At 49.1% G+C, this 16,612-nt stretch carries 20 protein-coding genes; 12 read left to right on the top strand and 8 right to left on the bottom strand.

Annotation, left to right across the window (positions count from 1 at the left end; all coding sequences use genetic code 11):
* Position 1: 1 nt before the first annotated feature.
* Entirely contained in the window at positions 2-2,260 is a 2,259-nt protein-coding gene (locus ITJ88_RS06835) for a putative bifunctional diguanylate cyclase/phosphodiesterase (RefSeq protein ID WP_195865080.1), read from the bottom strand.
* A gap of 250 nt (positions 2,261-2,510) precedes the next feature.
* Here ITJ88_RS06835 and ITJ88_RS06830 point away from each other — a divergent pair, with 250 nt between their 5' ends.
* From ITJ88_RS06830 to ITJ88_RS06810, 5 genes are all read left to right on the top strand, one after another.
* Entirely contained in the window at positions 2,511-3,803 is a 1,293-nt protein-coding gene (locus tag ITJ88_RS06830) for a globin-coupled sensor protein (RefSeq protein ID WP_195865079.1), read from the top strand.
* Between the two features lie 78 nt (positions 3,804-3,881).
* Positions 3,882-4,577: a hypothetical protein gene (locus ITJ88_RS06825; protein ID WP_195865078.1), complete on the top strand. Its 696-nt coding sequence runs from the start codon at positions 3,882-3,884 to the stop codon at positions 4,575-4,577.
* 36 nt (positions 4,578-4,613) lie between these two features.
* Positions 4,614-5,183, top strand: coding sequence for a GNAT family N-acetyltransferase (locus ITJ88_RS06820; RefSeq protein WP_195865077.1), 570 nt, complete (start codon positions 4,614-4,616; stop codon positions 5,181-5,183).
* A gap of 11 nt (positions 5,184-5,194) precedes the next feature.
* On the top strand, positions 5,195-5,506 hold the full coding sequence (locus ITJ88_RS06815; RefSeq protein WP_195865076.1) for a hypothetical protein: 312 nt from the start codon (positions 5,195-5,197) through the stop codon (positions 5,504-5,506).
* 45 nt (positions 5,507-5,551) lie between these two features.
* Positions 5,552-6,145: a GGDEF domain-containing protein gene (locus ITJ88_RS06810; RefSeq protein WP_195865075.1), complete on the top strand. Its 594-nt coding sequence runs from the start codon at positions 5,552-5,554 to the stop codon at positions 6,143-6,145.
* Between the two features lie 50 nt (positions 6,146-6,195).
* Here the strand turns inward: ITJ88_RS06810 and ITJ88_RS06805 are convergent, their stop codons facing one another.
* A complete protein-coding gene (locus ITJ88_RS06805; protein WP_244290135.1) occupies positions 6,196-6,825 on the bottom strand; it encodes a serine/threonine protein kinase in 630 nt (209 codons plus the stop codon).
* 145 nt (positions 6,826-6,970) lie between these two features.
* Here ITJ88_RS06805 and ITJ88_RS06800 point away from each other — a divergent pair, with 145 nt between their 5' ends.
* Genes ITJ88_RS06800 through ITJ88_RS06780 form a run of 5 tightly spaced genes read left to right on the top strand, consistent with a single transcriptional unit; the run spans position 6,971 to position 11,140 of the window.
* On the top strand, positions 6,971-8,449 hold the full coding sequence (locus ITJ88_RS06800; protein WP_195865074.1) for a carboxypeptidase M32: 1,479 nt from the start codon (positions 6,971-6,973) through the stop codon (positions 8,447-8,449).
* The gene (locus tag ITJ88_RS06795) at positions 8,449-9,171 is read left to right on the top strand and encodes a glycerophosphodiester phosphodiesterase (RefSeq protein ID WP_230088545.1); all 723 of its coding nucleotides are present in this window, start codon (positions 8,449-8,451) and stop codon (positions 9,169-9,171) included. The genes ITJ88_RS06800 and ITJ88_RS06795 overlap by 1 nt, the downstream gene beginning before the upstream one ends.
* Before the next feature lie 13 nt (positions 9,172-9,184).
* Positions 9,185-9,655 (top strand): hypothetical protein, encoded by a 471-nt coding sequence (locus ITJ88_RS06790; protein WP_023468285.1) that lies wholly within the window; start codon positions 9,185-9,187, stop codon positions 9,653-9,655.
* A complete protein-coding gene (locus ITJ88_RS06785; RefSeq protein WP_029341679.1) occupies positions 9,645-10,202 on the top strand; it encodes a guanylate kinase in 558 nt (185 codons plus the stop codon). Before ITJ88_RS06790 ends, ITJ88_RS06785 begins: the two co-directional genes overlap by 11 nt.
* 50 nt (positions 10,203-10,252) lie before the next feature.
* Positions 10,253-11,140 (top strand): phosphotransferase family protein, encoded by an 888-nt coding sequence (locus ITJ88_RS06780; protein WP_195865073.1) that lies wholly within the window; start codon positions 10,253-10,255, stop codon positions 11,138-11,140.
* A 78-nt stretch (positions 11,141-11,218) separates the two neighbouring features.
* On the opposite strand, the gene ITJ88_RS06775 is transcribed toward ITJ88_RS06780, so the two are convergent.
* The 4 genes from ITJ88_RS06775 to ITJ88_RS06760 form a co-directional block, all read right to left on the bottom strand.
* Complete coding sequence (locus ITJ88_RS06775) at positions 11,219-11,464, bottom strand: hypothetical protein (protein WP_195865072.1); 246 nt, start codon at positions 11,462-11,464, stop codon at positions 11,219-11,221.
* Between the two features lie 85 nt (positions 11,465-11,549).
* Positions 11,550-12,035 carry a tetratricopeptide repeat protein gene (locus tag ITJ88_RS06770; RefSeq protein ID WP_195865071.1) on the bottom strand — a complete coding sequence of 162 codons (486 nt, stop codon included), beginning with the start codon at positions 12,033-12,035 and terminating at the stop codon, positions 11,550-11,552.
* Positions 12,036-12,107: 72 nt separating this feature from the next.
* Positions 12,108-12,551 carry a MarR family winged helix-turn-helix transcriptional regulator gene (locus tag ITJ88_RS06765; protein WP_023468290.1) on the bottom strand — a complete coding sequence of 148 codons (444 nt, stop codon included), beginning with the start codon at positions 12,549-12,551 and terminating at the stop codon, positions 12,108-12,110.
* Between the two features lie 71 nt (positions 12,552-12,622).
* Positions 12,623-13,699, bottom strand: a complete 1,077-nt coding sequence (locus ITJ88_RS06760) for a GTP pyrophosphokinase (protein WP_231681756.1) — start codon at positions 13,697-13,699, stop codon at positions 12,623-12,625.
* 140 nt (positions 13,700-13,839) lie between these two features.
* On the opposite strand from ITJ88_RS06760, the gene ITJ88_RS06755 reads away from it, so the two are divergent.
* Positions 13,840-14,976 carry a hypothetical protein gene (locus tag ITJ88_RS06755; RefSeq protein ID WP_050677919.1) on the top strand — a complete coding sequence of 379 codons (1,137 nt, stop codon included), beginning with the start codon at positions 13,840-13,842 and terminating at the stop codon, positions 14,974-14,976.
* Positions 14,977-15,108: 132 nt separating this feature from the next.
* On the opposite strand, the gene ITJ88_RS06750 is transcribed toward ITJ88_RS06755, so the two are convergent.
* A complete protein-coding gene (locus tag ITJ88_RS06750; protein ID WP_195865070.1) occupies positions 15,109-15,531 on the bottom strand; it encodes an organic hydroperoxide resistance protein in 423 nt (140 codons plus the stop codon).
* 109 nt (positions 15,532-15,640) lie between these two features.
* On the opposite strand from ITJ88_RS06750, the gene ITJ88_RS06745 reads away from it, so the two are divergent.
* On the top strand, positions 15,641-16,072 hold the full coding sequence (locus tag ITJ88_RS06745) for a MarR family winged helix-turn-helix transcriptional regulator (RefSeq protein WP_195865069.1): 432 nt from the start codon (positions 15,641-15,643) through the stop codon (positions 16,070-16,072).
* Between the two features lie 17 nt (positions 16,073-16,089).
* On the opposite strand, the gene ITJ88_RS06740 is transcribed toward ITJ88_RS06745, so the two are convergent.
* A complete protein-coding gene (locus tag ITJ88_RS06740) occupies positions 16,090-16,545 on the bottom strand; it encodes a hypothetical protein (RefSeq protein ID WP_023468294.1) in 456 nt (151 codons plus the stop codon).
* Between the last annotated feature and the right edge of the window lie 67 nt (positions 16,546-16,612).

The raw sequence follows: 16,612 nt of genomic DNA, 5'->3' as shown, positions 1-16,612 counted from the left end.
TTTATTGCGCGGAAGGGAGATTGGATTCGGTTAACGGTAACCGTTCCTTCAAATACAGAGAAAAAGCTTCTTCCGATAAAGGACGCGCATAGTAATACCCCTGACCGATGTGACAGCCGACGGATTTAAGATACGAGTGCTGCGCCTCGTTTTCGACACCTTCTGCAATCATCGTCAGACCAATCGTTTGTCCCATTGCGATGATATGTGGGAGTAAAGCAGCTCCACCCGTTGTTTCCGGACAATCGTCGACGAATGATTTATCAATCTTCAGTGCATGAACTGGCAGTTGATGCAGGATGGATAAAGAAGAAAAACCGGTTCCGAAGTCATCGATGGCACAGTGAATTCCCTGATCGCGCAACGAATGTAACATCTTGCTGCTATCTGTGACGTCTTGTAAGATGCTCTCGGTAATTTCGAGTTCCAGATAAGCTGGAGATAAGTTCGTCTCAGACAAGGTCTCTTCAATCATGTTCAGGAAATGTTGATCCTTGAACTGGGGAACGGAAATGTTGACGGCGACGATGAGCGGATAGCCTTGCTCATGCCAGGCAAATGTCCTGCGGCATGCCGTCTTTAGAATCCAGCGTCCAAGAGCGATGATGTGACCGCTCTCTTCAGCGATCGAGATGAATTCGACGGGAGAAATCAAACCAAAGACTGGATGATGCCAGCGAACGAGTGCTTCCATACCGATCGGACGGTTTGTCATCAGATCGACTTTTGGCTGATAGACTAGTTGGAATTGATCGTTCTCGATCGCTGCGGGCAAATCCATTTCTAGCTGGATCTTCCGATTGAACCATTGATGGAGTCGTTCATCATACCGGACGCAGTGCATCGGTCCTTGTTGTTTCGCTTGAAGAAGTGCCGTATCAAGACAAGGAAGAATGTTCTGGTGCAAGGAAGTGTCTTCGACGAGACAACTACCAGCATGGATGGTGACTGGAATCGAATAACCACGAATTCGGAATGGACGCTCGAACTGGTGTAATACAGCCTTTTCAAGAGCGGTCAACGAATCATTTGTCGCGTATGGAAGGATGAGCGCGAACTCATCCCCACCGATCCGGTAGATCTCCAGGTCATCGTGACGCAACAGCCGAAGTCGATTCGCCGTCTCAATCAAGACACGGTCACCCGTCGCATGCCCCATCGTATCATTGACGATCGTCAAACGATGTAAATCCAGCGAGACGGCCGCAAAAGAACGCGGTAAGTCGTTCGTTAGCCGTTCGATGAAGAGTTGCCGATTCGGAAGCTGTGTCAGTGAATCATGGTAAGCGATGAATGAGACTTCGTTTAGCAAGCGGTTGTTGTTCCTTAATGTAAAGATTTGCCGACCAAGAACAAGAGAGAACAAGAGCAGCCAACCGCTCGATAGAATATTGAGGTACCAGTCATAAGTCGATAAGACGAACCCTGTCAGTAAACCGATGCTGACATAAGGCAAGATGAAATCGCGTTCCGTTACCGTTCGTTGAGAACGAAAGAGTCGTTCTTGTTGCGGATGCTGTCTTCCTTCTAGATGACCACTCCACCCGATGGACAGAAGCGCAATGATCCAGAAAACATCGACGAGATGTTCAAGAAACGGACTATTGTTAAACGTAAAGACGGTAAGTATGATATCGCCGCACACTTGAAACAAAAAACCAACGACGAGAAAACGGTGATGCGGTTTTCCTTGATTATGACGAACATGGTAATACAAAATCGCACTGAAAAAGAGGAGTAACACATCAGCAATGAGAAATCCGAAGGTGGAGATCGTTCGCTCGAGCGAGGGATTCAGGATCTCAAAATAGGGTTGCAATAAATAATAGTCGCTCATGACGAAAGCCGTCGTCATGAACACGACTAAATTGAAGATGTAGTTCTTATTCGAAAAGTTCAATCCGATGCTACGCATCTTTGTGATTAGCGCTAAGACATAGCTGAAATAAGACAAACACCAAAGAATGGTCGAGGCAATCGGTGCATCGACCCGTCCGTCTGTCAATTGAAGGAACAGCCATAGACCACTCCCGAGAACGTGTAATAAAAGACCCGCGAACAAAAAACTTAGAAAACGGAGGTGTGGATTGCGCTGTTCAATGCGTGCGCGAATCATCCAATAGGCGGCAATCAGACCCGCCATCATATGAAAGACGTTGATTCCGATCAGGTGTGCCCATTCTTCAGCAGGTCCAAAACGAATCCAACCATAGAAAACGAGGAATACAGGAAAGACGATGAAAGAGAAGTAACGCCACATGAGTTGAACGGACCTCCTTAAGTTAAAAAGCGAGAAGTGTTATATAGGTATCGGTCAAATTTTCCATTTTTTGAAGGGTGCTTACCTAGAATGCTTGAGGAAATGGGCGAGTGTCGCACATTTAAAGTACCAATCATGACGGGATGTTCCACATGAAATTGTTGGATTTTCGAATGATAGCCATTCAAATGTCATTTATAGATGACGATAAAGAGAATGAAGTCCATCTATGAATGAGGGAGAGAAGCATATGAAATGGTTCGCGAAATCAACATCACCGTCCTTCGATGCGCGCATCGAAGGCGAACGCGCTCATGTCGTGTTGAATGTTCCGACATCCTTACATGAACAATTACGTTTAATCGGTCTAGAAGCAGTCGATTTACAGATTGTCCGGGTCATCCGCGAAGATGTATCCCGTTGGATGCCGAGCATGGTCGACGCGTTCTACGAGGAGCTGGTTCGTGTTCCATCTCTCCGACATTTGATTGAACAGCATTCGACGCTCGAACGATTGAAAGGCACTCTCGCTCGGCACATCTTACAAATGTTCGATGGTCAGGTGACGATGGACTACATCGAAGCCCGGCGCCGGATCGCCGAACGACATGTTCAAATCGGGCTGCATAATAAATGGTATATCGCCGCCTTCCAAAAAGTCTGGAACGTCCTCAGTGAACAGATTGACGGCAGTGACTGGCCGGGAGTCGAACGTGTCCGGATCATGCGGGCAGCGGGGAAACTCTTCAACCTCGAGCAACAGATCGTCATGACGATGTATGAGGATCAAATCGATGAGGAGCGTCAAGCGATTGCGACAGCCAAACGTCACGTCGGAGATGGCGTTCAAAAATCAACGGAAGAACTTGCTGCGATGAGTGAGGAGTCGTCAGCGAACTTTCAAGAAATCGAACGGCACGCCAAACATGTCTCGACGACGACAGACGCGATTTCAATTCAGTTGACAGAAGCGGTCGGTGAAGCAGAAGCAGGTGTCGTCCTTGTCGAAGAGGAGACACGACGCTTCCAGGAGGTTGTCGCAGATTTATCACGAACGACCGAACAAGTCGCTGAACTGTCTCGTCTGTCGCAGGAAATCGAGCGAATCGCCGGGATGGTGACGACGATTTCTGATCAGACGAACCTGCTCAGTTTGAACGCCTCGATCGAAGCGGCGCGTGCCGGGGAGATGGGCCGCGGGTTTACCGTCGTGGCGCAAGAAATTCGGAAACTCGCTGAAGAGAGTAAACAGTCGGCAGCCGAGACGTCACGGATTGCCCAAGAAATCACACAAAAGATGCTCGTCGTCTCAGAGCGGATGGGAACGACGGAGACGGCGGTTGTCCGAACGACGACGGAGATGCAACAAGTCGTCCGTGCCTTCTCACGGATTTCGGAACAGACGGATGCGGTCTCGCGGCAAATTCATGAACTATCGACCGATACGAAGGATGTCGCCGGAACGATCGAAGGCATGCGTAAGATTGCAGAAGCGATTGCTGAGACGGCGGATGACTTACAAGAAGTCGCAGCAACCTTATAAGTGATCCCTCCTTTCTACGGGAAAGGAGGATTTTTTTGTCGTTTTATGGAAAAATGAAAGTGGAGGTGTGAATGGTTTATGGTTCAGAGTCTACTACTGATTGTTTTATGTTTTTTCGCATTGATTGGACATTATTTGATGACAGGTGAACTCGCTCCACGTGAGTTGTACGGATTACTCGGTTTAACGGGCGTCGCTTTCGTGATTGGTGGAGTCGAATGGTGGCAAATCCGGCGTGATTTACACTATCGCGGACTGGATGAAGGAGTGTCCGTTCGCTTAGCGGACCGGGCGAGCCGAAAGACGAATACGGTCTTTCTCGCGCATGAACGATGGCTAACGTTCTCACGTCGTTACGCCACATGGTGGCAGGCAATCCTTGTGCGCTTCGAAAAGTTCGAATCATTTTTTCTCGACGTGACGTTCGAAGGAGACGGGGAACAACTACAAATTAAAGAGACGAAGACGGAGTGGCTTCGCAATACGACACATTTTGTGATTCGCAAAGATGGACGCGATGTCGGAACGATTCGCACCGATGCGGCACTGCGACAACAATTACGACTGCAAGAAGTGTTACTCGTCTCGTATGCCGATCAGGAGTATCAGATTCGGTCCTCGACGGTCAAGAGAACGATTAACGTCTATCAAAATGGGGACTGCATCGCGACGGGGTCACGGCACGGGGCACAACTCGTCTTTGACTGTGACACGAATGAACGTCTCTTAGCCGTCGCCAGTATGATCGTCTTTCGACTTGTTTATTCGAAATGATTTTATTTCAAATACCTAATTCAAAAAGGAGCTATTATGATTCAATTTCAAGGAAGTCCAGTATTACATACTGAACGACTACGATTACGGAAGATCCAACTGGCTGACACGGAAGCTATGTTTCAGAACTGGTTATCGGACGATCGTGTCATGCGCCATTTAATCAAGGGACCACACGAGACGATGGCGCAAACGAAGGCACGCGTAACGGAAATCCTCGCTTCTTACGAAGAGGACACCTTTTGCTACTGGGGAATGGAAGAGAAGCGCAGTGGAACGTTGATCGGTGTCATCGATCTATTCGCTTTCGATGCGGCAACGGATCACTGTGAGGTCGGCTATTGCATCGGATTCGACTGGTGGAACAACGGATACGGTAGTGAGGCGTTAGCTGCTGTCCTTGCCTTCGGTTTTCAAGAGATGCAGATCCATAAGATTTCTGCCGCCCATAATATCGACAATCCAGCTTCCGGACGGATCATGCAGAAGGTTGGCATGATACAAGAAGGAACGGTACGAGCGATGATTCGCAACGCGGCAGGAGAGTATAAGGATTGTGCGATCTATGGGTTGCTTCGTGAAACATATGACTTACATAACAAATGAGGTGTGATACGTTGCAAGAAATGACATTGTATCGAAATTTTGACGAACTGGCAGATGATGTATTGGAATTAGCAAAAGGGATTCTACCTGATCAATTGTTGTATTTAACGACAATCGAAGAAGACCAACTAATGATTTTACGGCTCTCGAACAATCATCGACGAATCGAGATTCGGGCAGGACAGGTGTTCGAGATGGAACAGACACTATGTCGTCACATCAATTTTGAACAGAACGAGCCCATCTGGTATGAGTCCGTCAGCGATGACGAACGCTTAGAAGATATGCAGGACACATTAAAAGTGTTACAGATCGAGTCCTAGCTCGGGATTCCGATCAGCTTAACGAATGGTCAAACCTTTGGTACGTTGTGCGCTGTCCATGATGAAGCAAGTCAATTCGAGGAGAAGAGCATTCAACTTCTTCAACGGATCGCAAAACTGTTCTCGTATTACCTAGAGCTCGAACAGTTTGCTTGGAAGGACACGCTAACACAGTTGTATAATCGACGTTATTTGACGAGACAGTGGGATACAGAACGGCAACATTTCGGTGCGCTATTTTATCTTGATCTCGATGGATTCAAGCAAGTGAATGACGTCTATGGACATGAGACCGGCGACAAAGTCTTGTTCGATGTCGCAAAACGGTTACAAGACTGTACACACGCTCATGATGACGCGTTTTCTGTCCGGATCGGAGGAGACGAATTCTTGATTCGCTTCACTCAACAGATAACACGATGGGAGTACGAAGGGATTGCGCAGCAGATCCTTCGAAAACTTGGAACATGGCAGACACCATATGCTGTCTCAACCAGTATCGGGATCGTGATGTTCGATGATGAAACCGATGAGCTCAACACAATCATTCAACAGGCAGATCATGCGCTATATGCCGCAAAAGGAGCTGGTAAAAATACGTTTCGTTTTGCGGAGGCTGTCTCACGGATCGTTCAATAACCAATGTAAAACGCGATGTTTCCTCACGAAGAGGCACATCGCGTTTTACGTTAACCGGTCTTGCGGATCGATTCGAACAATCGCCCTTTATAAACGTCAGCAATCGTATTAAGGAACGTCTCGCTCAACTTTTTCGGGAAGAACGGTTTTGCATATACATAATGATACGCCTTCTTCAAATCATCCCATTGTGTACACGGTTCCGTTTGACGGAACCGAGCGACGTCGATGATCCGTGTTCCGTTAGCGGTCAAAAGGATATTGCGTAAATGGATGTCTGACGGGTTCAAACCGACGGACCGCGCTTGTGCTAAAGCCGTATCGACTGTCGTTAAGACGGATTCCGGGATGAACGTCCCGCTGACGAGACATTCAAATAACGTTTGACCTTCAATGTATTCAAGCACGATATAATCGGCACCATATTCATAGACTTGCGCATACGTCGGAAAATCAGTCAGCTGTGCGTAGATGCTCCCTTCGAGATCAGCGAGCGATCGAAACGACGGGTAAAATTTCTTGATGACGCGATCCGTGCCGCGGATACGAAAGACGAACGCACTTCGTCCTGTCCCGATTAAGTCAAGTTCACTCGGAAGATGCTCGATCGTACAAACGAAGCCTGTTTCTTTCAATTGGATCAATTGCGCTAACTCAGCGTCAGTTTTCAATGGTGTCACTTCCTTTCCTCCTTCATTTCTTATACCCATTATACGCTCATCTGACAGGAAAAGTTTCAAAAATCGCTTGTGTGTGAAAGTTTTGAACATTATGTGATATGCTAAAAATGCTACACTGTTACATACTTTAAGGGGGTTTTTAATCATGTCAACGACACAACAATGGCGCGACCATTTCGATGGTCTTCGCGCATACGAAGAAGCCGTCGCATTACTTTACTGGGATATGCGGACATACATGCCGGATCAAGGCGCAGCGAACCGTTCTGCGTCGATCGGATTCCTCTCGACGGAGAGCTTCCGTCGTCGGACAGGCGAAACATACCAACAATTACTGGCAGCGATGGAGCAAGAGACGCTGACGGGTATCGAAGCGATCTCGTTCGCAAAAGCAAAAGAAGCATTCGATCGCGACTCGAAGATTCCTGAAGCCGAGTACCAAACGTTCATCACGTTGATCTCTGAGGCAGAAAGCGTCTGGGAAAAGGCGAAGGACGCAAACGATTGGTCGATGTTCGAACCATACCTCGAGAAAATCGTCGCGATGGAGCGCCAGTTCGTCGAGTATTGGGGCTATGACGCGCACCCATATGACGCACTGCTCCATGATTATGAGCCGGGGATGACGGTCGCGACACTTGATCCGTTGTTCGCTGAACTCCGTCAAGCGATCATCGGTTTGCTCGGTCAGCTCGAAGGAAAAGACTTCCCGACACTTGATTGGTCAGCGGACCGCGAGACACAGATCGCCTTGAACCAAGAGTGGCTCCGCGATATCGGCTATGACTTCACGTCTGGACGCTTGGATGAGACGGTCCATCCGTTCCAGACGACAATCAACCGGAAGGACGCACGCATCACGACGAAATACGATGAGAACGACTACCGGAACTCTGTCTTCGGCACGATGCATGAAGCCGGACACGCGACGTATGAGCAAGGCATCGAACCGGAACTCGATTCACTCGGTCTCGGGGACGGCGCTTCGATGGGGATTCACGAATCACAATCGCTGTTCTTTGAGAACTTCATCGGACGTAACCAAGGCTTCCTTGAAGCACGCTATCATGGCTTACAACAAGCGATCCCATCACTGGCTGACGTCCCGTTCGAACGTTTCTATGCCGCGGTCAATGAAGTCAAACCGTCACTGATTCGGATCGAAGCCGATGAATTGACGTATGCGCTTCACATCATCATCCGCTATGAGCTCGAAAAACGCTTGATGACGAAAGAGCTCGAAGTCAAGGATCTCCCGCAAGAATGGAACCGTCTTTATAAAGAGTATCTCGGTGTGGATGTGCCGAGTGACGCAAAAGGCGTCTTACAGGACGTCCATTGGTCAGGTGGCTCGTTCGGTTACTTCCCAAGTTACGCGCTCGGTCTCGTCTATGCGGCACAGCTGAACGAAGCGCTTCGTCGTGACGTCGATAACGTCGATGGTCTGATCGCAGCGGGAACACTCGCCCCAATCAAAGGCTGGCTGAAAGAAAATATCCACCGTCACGGGAAATCGAAGACACCGGCTGAACTGATCGAAGCAGCAACGGGGCAATCGATCTCGGTTGCACCACTCGTCAACTACTTGACGAAGAAATACACACGTGTCGTCGAGGCACTCTGATGTTATGGTTCGCACACCGTGGTGTCAGTGACCGTTTTCCAGAGAATACGCTTGAAGCGATTGCTGCTGCGATCGAAAACGACATCGATGGGGTCGAATTCGATGTCCATTTCTCAAAGGACGGCGTCGGTGTCATCATTCACGATGAGACCGTCAACCGGACGACGAACGGGAAGGGGCGCGTCATCGACATGACGGTAGCCGAATTGCAGGCGCTGGATGCTGGAGCACGATTCAAAGGGGAACCGATCAAGACGAAGATTCCGACGCTTGACGAAGTCCTTGCAATCCTCGCACCAGCGACGCTCCGGCTCAACATCGAGCTGAAGACGGATACGATCCGCTATGACGGGCTTGAAGCGTATGTCCTTGAACGTTGCGCTGCGCACGGCATCGCGACTGACCGGCTGTTATTCAGTTCGTTCAACCATTATTCGGTTGCCTTGATCCGGAAGCTCGACCCAAGCGTCGAGACGGCGATTCTCTATCCGTATCCAATCTATCATCCGGAAGAACAAGCTCTCCGGATCGGTGCGACCGGGATTCATCCCGATTACCGACGGGTGACGGAAGCGGACGTCGCGTTCGCTCACGCGCAAGACGTCACGGTCCGGGTCTATACTCCGAAGACGGTCGAGGATGTCCGGCAGATGCAAGCAATCGGCGTCGACGCCGTCATCGTCAATGACCCAAAAGGGATGCGCGATACACTCGAAGGATGAGGAGGAGGAAGGGATGCGCAAGGAATACGTATTCGTCATCAGTTTGTCGCTCGTCGCTTTATTCGTCGGACTTCAGCTTGGCTTTGCCCGCTTGCCGGAACCAAAACCGAAGCAAGTGACGACGACACCAATGCGCCCTGCCGATTATCAGGCAGGACTTGCGTCAGCGAAACGGGAACTGAAGCAGATTCAGCGCTTCACCTTGAAAAGCACCCTTCCTGCGGATGGAACGACGGTGACCTGGATTTATGAGACCCCATCCGATGAACGAATTGCGGTCGATTGGTATTATGTCGAGAGTTATCCGGAAGAACAAGTCCAGATGACACGAAACGAAACATCCCGGATCATCTCGTACGAACGCTATTTAATCGTCATCCGACCGATTTACGGAACAGTCGTCGATAGTGAACTCGAACAGTTCGCTCTTCGCTTTACAGGTTACTTCACGACACAACAACAGGGGGAAAACGATGTCAGGTAAAATCATTCTCTTGATTGGTGGATCGGGCAGCGGAAAGTCCTCCCTGATCAAACGTCTGCGGACGGAATACGCGCACGTCCGGTTCATCCCGTCGGTGACGACCCGACCGAAACGACCGACGGAGATTGATGGAGCAAGCTATCATTTCGTCGACGTCAAGACGTTCCAACAATTGATCCAAGACGACGGCTTCATCGAATACGCCCACGTCCACCGGGCGTGGTACGGAACACCGCGTCAAGCGTATGTCGATGTCCTCGAACAGGATCAAATCGTCATTAAGGACATTGATCCGAAAGGGGCGGCGAACTTCAAGCGTTTGTTTGGCGACCAGGTGATCACGATTTTCGTCTCGGTTCCACCCGACTTGATGAAGGAACGACTGTTGATGCGCGGGGATACACCGGAGTTTGAAGCGCGACTCGTCGATTACGAGGAAGCGTGGAAAGACCGCGATCATTATGATTATATGATTGAAAACATCGATTTTGAGACAGCGTATGCTGATCTGCTTGAGATCATTGCTGGCTACATTCCACAGGCATGACGAAGAGGACGCAAGATGCGTCCTCTTTTTGATGTCAGAAAGGAGTCTTCATGCTACCTTTGCATCCCTTACTCACGCACGTTGTGAGTGAAAGACAGTTATCTGGTCGATCGCGCCAAGCCGTCTGGTCCGTCAAGACGGCAACAGCGCACTACATCGTCAAGGTCGTGACGGATCCGTCTAGTCGTCAGTTTGAACGAGAAGCCGCTTTAGCGATTCCAAAACAAGCGGGATTGTCTCATGCCTTACCGCTAGCGACCGGACGGACCGCAACGACCGCTTACGGCATCTATCCGTACCTACCCGGACAAACTGTTCGAAGCGTACTCGAGGAGTCACCGGAATTAGCACCCCGACTCGGTCAGGAGACAGGGCAAGCGTTGAGACGCATTCATGACGTCACTGCACCGAGCGAAATGACGTCTTGGAGCGAACGTTGCCAGGCGAAACATGACCGCTACCGCGCAGCGATTGATGGGTTGCTTGATCCGACGTGGATCGAGCGTCTTGATCGATTCATTAGCGAGCGGATTCCATTACTTCAGACACGTCCCAACCGGTTGCAACATGATGACGTTCATCTCGATAATCTCCTTGTCGAGGATGGGCATCTTTCCGCCTTCCTTGATTACGGGAACCATGATTATGGCGATCCGTGGCATGACTTCGTCAAATGTGGTCTGTTTCAGGTCGAGACGAGTCCGCTATTTGCCCGTCACATGATTGATGGGTATTTCGAGAACGAAGTACCGTCCGACTTTTGGCGAATGTATAGTCTTTACATGGCGATGGTCGTCTTTTCAGCACTCGTCTGGGCGAAGCGGTTCGATGCAGATGGAATGCAAGCGATGCAACGACGTGTCCAGCGAATCATTCAGGATCATGCTGGCTTTCAGCGGGATATCCCGCTTTGGTATGAAGGGCAACGTGATGACTAAAAAACAACGGGTTCGTTTCTTTTTAAGAAGAGACGAACCCGTTGTTTTTATCGGTGAATCTTAAGCTGAAAATAGAGATTACCACTCGAAGCCTTCTTCACTATACTTGCCGTTCGAATTGAAGAATCGTTCTTCTGTTTTACCGTTTACCGTACTCGTATAAATGACGTAGACGTCGAGATGATCATTCTGATCCGCCATCTTTTTAGCAGCTTTCTTAGCATCGGCTTCATTCGTATAGGTCTCTGACTTGTTTGCCTTGCCGTGTTTTTCTTGCCCTTGTTCTTCGTAACCTTCTACTGTCCATACTTTTTTTGATGACATCCTTAACTTCCTTTCCTGCCAAAAGCGAGTCCGCTTGGCTGTTACATTATGCTGTGCAAAACGAGCACTCGTCAACCGTTGCCGTTCATTCTTTGACGATCTCGTCCAAATGATCGGCATAATAACGGATTGCTCGGTTAAATGTCTGGATCGAGGCGTCCGACGACGTCGTAGCAAGACTTTTCAGCAACCGACCGACTGCCTGATCGGCTTGACCGAGATTGTACTCCGTCATCGCGAGGAAGGCTTGCAGGGCATGGGCGTCCGGGAATTCACGGAGCGCACGATGGAACACGTCTGACGCAACTTCGAACTGACCGATGACGCGGTAGGTACTGCCGAGTCCGATATATGCCTGCAAGCGGTCCTCACCTGTAAGACCGAGGGCTAGTGCTTGTTCATAATAAGGAACTGCAGCCTGCTCCTCACCGAGACTATCATGACACCACGCCATCTGATAGAGAACGGTCGGGTCGTTAGGTGCCGTCTCGACATATTGAAGAACGACAGCCTTCGCTGCTTCATATTGCCCCGTCTGTCGCAACTGTTGCACCGATTCGAAATCAAACATCGTGTTTCCTCCTCCTGAATAAATTAAAAAACGGACCCGGTCGTCCTGACCGGATCCGTTCGATTGAACAGTTTAGATTGTTTTTTCAAGCTTCGTCAAGAGCGTCCGGAACAGTTCGAGTTCCTGATCCGAGAAATCCTCGAAGACGTCTGCGAGGTAATCCATCTTCATCGATTCGAGTTTTTCATAGAGCTCGATGCCTTTTGGAGTGGCGCGGAGTTCGACGACACGACGATCGAGTTCGCTTCGCTCGCGCGAGATCAACTCTTTTTTCGTCAATTCGTCTGCTAATGCCGTGATCATGCTCGCTGAGAATTGGAACTCTTGCGAGAGGGCAGAGGCGATTTGCGGACTGTTCGCACAAAGGGACTTCAAGATGAAGAACTCATTGCGTGTCAAGTACGTCGTGAACATGCTACGCACGTCCTTCTTGATCGCGCGGTAGTTCATCCGTAATCCTTTTTCTGTATCAACGATCAACTGATCGCGTTGTGCTACTTCTAGTGTAGTTGCCATGTATCGTTCACTCTTTCTATACCGTAGTTTCTTTCACTCGTGATTTAGTATAGTGAAAAATTTTAGTTTAATCAATATTTTTCTCTTGAATCATCTGTTTCGACGACGCGGGCGACTTGGGCGACGATTTCTTCGACGTTGCGCAGTTCTGGGTAGAAGCGGCGGAAGAAGTAGTCGATTCGGTGTGTATCTTCGCCAGCGATCGTCAGCGCCATACAGATATAAGCGATGCCGATACCTTGACGGGGCAGGAACGGATTCGGCATGACCTTCGCACAGCGTAAGGCGAGCGGACTGTGCGTCGTCACGGCTTCAATCAATTCTCCGTACGTCCGGATATCGACATAATGGAACATCCGGATCAGTTCGTTGATCAACTGTTGATCGGAATCGAGCATCATTTGCGATGTAACAAGTCGTTTATCGAGCTCGTTGATGACCGGGGAGTGATCGATGAAGTAGTTTAAGTTATCTGCCGTGATCCGGACTTGATGGGGGTCAGACAAGATTTGTTGGACGGTCTCGTCTTCAAATTGTTTCAACTGTTTCTTGATGTTGACGAACTCCTGATCGGCGATCTCGAGTAATCCTGCGACCCGACTGAAGCTGCGCCGGACTTCTGCTGGGACACTGTTCGGATTTTTATATCCGAGATCATGTTCGATCTCCGCCCACGCATGTTGCAGGATCGAGCGAATCTGGATCTCAGCCGTGTAGTCCTTAAAACGTCCATACTCGCTCAGAGCAAGCCGCTGATCGCTCAGTGAAGCGACGAAGTGGACCGAGAGATAACCGAATTCCGTCGTATCGAGTAACGTCGACTTATCGACCGATTGATCACGATCGATCGCGAACTCATTCTCGATGATGCGTGCCGCTTCCCGGACGTCGTCATGGAAATAAGTGACGATCCGGATCCCGGTCAAGTCATGGACGTCCTTGAGTGAACGGTATTTGTTCGGTTGCCGTAAGACTTTTTGATACAGACTCTCGGAGTCCTTCGTCCGGGCGACGATCGAGTGGTATTTGATGCCTGCCGCGTCGAGCAACTCGGACAAGAGCATCTTCAACTTGTCGGCGTAGGCATCATATTCTTCCTTATCGTTGACATATTCGAGCATCATCGTATTTAAATCTTGTGATTGCACCGTTTCGCACCTTCCTCATCCTGTAGTCATCTAGCCATATTGTAGCACTCTGCTTCGTTAAACGCACAGCAAGACCCTGTTTGAAGCAGTACGATTCGTGGGAAAAAGACAAGTAGTACGTGTCCGGGAGGAGATTAATCATGGAAATAGTAGATGCCCGTGCTTTACCCGCCGATCATATGGATGTCTTGCATGTCACACCATCGTCGATCTATTTTCGACGTCGTCTCGATGACGCCCGTTACCACATCAGCCGATATGATCTTGAAGATCAAGAACAGGTCGATCTAACGCCAGAAGCCTTGACGGATCACGGACCAACCCGGCCGTTCGTGCGGCACGGAAGAGTCTATTGTTTAAATGAACATACGCAAGAGCAGGGCGGGGAGACGGAAGTGCTCGTCATCGATCTCTTGTCCGGTAAACGGGAGCAGATTGCGTCGTTTTATGTCGAAGGGGATTTGACGCTCTACTGGGTGCTCAATGAGAACTATCTCGTATTTTTACAGACGACGGATACGACGTCCGCGTTTTTATATGACGTCAAGGACGAATCGCGGCAGACGATTCGCGATCCGCGGCTCTACGGGATGACGGAGAATTACCGGGAACTCTATTTCTTTCTCGTCACGCTCGAAGACAAGGAGTACATCGTCTGTAACGCTCGGCTCGATGAGTTCTCGTTCTATGACGCCCTTGAGAGTGGTGTCATCTCACCGGAAGATCCGATCGATCACTCAGAAAGTCTGTTGATCGCTCCACTGCCGACCTTGATTGAAGAAATCGAACGTGGTGTTGAGCACTTATCGTTCGCAACCTTATTGAAGTTAGAAGGGGAAGGGGATACCGTCCAGTATCTCGGGGAACAGGAAGGGCATCTGATCTTCAGTGCCTATACCGACCGTCTAAACGAAGAAATCTTTTACCGGATTGATACGGAAGCGAGTGTCGAAGAGGTTGCCCGGATTCAGTGGAGTGACTATGAACCGCTCGACTTTACGTACGATGACGTCGAGTCGACGATCTTCATCGTCAATGACCGGTCCGAGCACCATCATGAAGTGATCAACTTACGCAACGGTGCCCGATTCCTCGATAAAGAGCCGTTCGAACGTGTCTTACGTGGACGCTTTTATCTACACGAAGCGATCGGAGACGACGCGGAACCAATGGTCACGGTCTATGACGCAGAACACAATGAACGCTATCGGTTCGAGGATGCCTATTATGTCACCGTATCCGGGGAACTCGTTATCTTATCGGTCCATCAACTATGAAAAAAGAGCGGTTGTTCTTTTCGTGAGAGCAACCGTTCATCATCTAGAATATAATTATTTCAACTACCGAAATAATTATAAAAAATAAAAACCAGCCGAGAGTAAACCTCAGGCTGGCTAGAAATGCTACACTTATTCTGCGTCAGTCGTACGTGTATAGACGTCGACTTGGATGTTTCCAGCAGTTGCACGCGAGTAAGGGCAGACCGTATGTGCGACTTTCGCAAGTTCAGCTGCCGCTTCTTCCGAGATTCCGCGGACGAGAACATCGAGTTCGACGGAAAGTGTGAATCCGTCAGCTGCTTCGTTTAGTGTCACGTGTGCTGTGACTTCACTGCCATCATGTTTGATGCCTTGTTTACGAGCAACAAGATTTAATGCAGAGTCGAAGCAAGCAGAATATCCTGCAGCAAAGAGTTGTTCTGGGTTCGTTGCTTGTTTTTTCGATCCTGGTACCGGCATTGCGAGGGCGACGTCAAGAATACCGTCCTCCGATACGACGCGTCCGTCGCGACCTCCGACAGCTGTTGCAGATGATGTGAACATTGGTTTCATGTGTGTAACTCCCTTTCGTTGTTAGATTCAAATAAGTAGCTTACAATTAGATTGTATACAATTTAAATCGAAATGCAACTCGTTTGCTCACGATAGGAGGAATTTTTTTATGAACCCATTAGCTTTAGATGAACAACTCTGTTTTCCGTTTTATGCGATTTCGCGTGAGATCACGCGTCGTTACCGTCCGTTACTTGAACCACTTGGTCTGACGTATCCGCAATACCTCGTCATGCTCGTCGTCTGGGAGGAGGAGGGACAATCGCTGAAAGCCATCGGTGAACGGCTCCATCTTGATTCGGGAACGTTGACGCCGTTACTGAAGAAACTCGAAGCGGCAGATCTGTTGCGACGCGTCCGTAAGCCGGAAGACGAACGGCACATTCAGATCTTTTTGACAGATTCTGGTCGTGCGTTACGGAAACAAGCAGAGACCGTTCCGCTTGATCTCGTCCAAACACTCGACGTTGACGAAGAAGATTTACGCGTCATCAAAGCGGCACTGAATCGTCTCGTCATGAAAATGAGCGACCCGGATTAACCGGATCGCTCATTGTCTTATTTACGGCGGAAACCTTCTTCTTCAAGATAGTTCGCTGCTTCCTTATACGAGTTGAATGCACCGTCTAAAAGATCACCAGCATAGACGAGCCACGTGTCGATATCTTCATTGAGCAACGTCAATTCAAACTGATTATCGTTGACCCATGTTTCTTCGAGTGTTTCGACCGATTGGACCGTCGAGAGTGCTTTGATTGCATCTTCTAATAAGAGAATTAAAGCAGGCTCTGAGAATTCACGGATGTTGACGAATCCTTTTTCGTCCGTTTCATAACCTGGTAGACCAGCGGCATAGACGAAGCCATTTCCGTTCGGATGCAAATGATAGACGAGATTCTTCTTCTCATACTGACTGTCCGGGAATTGGAAATTGACGCGCTTTAGCGAGACATCTTTGCGGACGAGCTGTGGGAAGGTCTCGATAATTCGTAGTTTTTCTTCAAAAGTTAACATGGTTCCTCCTTGGTGTTACAGTTCTTCACTTCTATATATGCGATGAAATCAAACAAAATGTCAACCG

Source organism: Exiguobacterium abrahamii (assembly GCF_015645365.1).
Classification (GTDB): Bacteria; Bacillota; Bacilli; order Exiguobacteriales; family Exiguobacteriaceae; genus Exiguobacterium_A; species Exiguobacterium_A abrahamii.
This window is presented reverse-complemented; position numbering and strand designations above follow the sequence as displayed.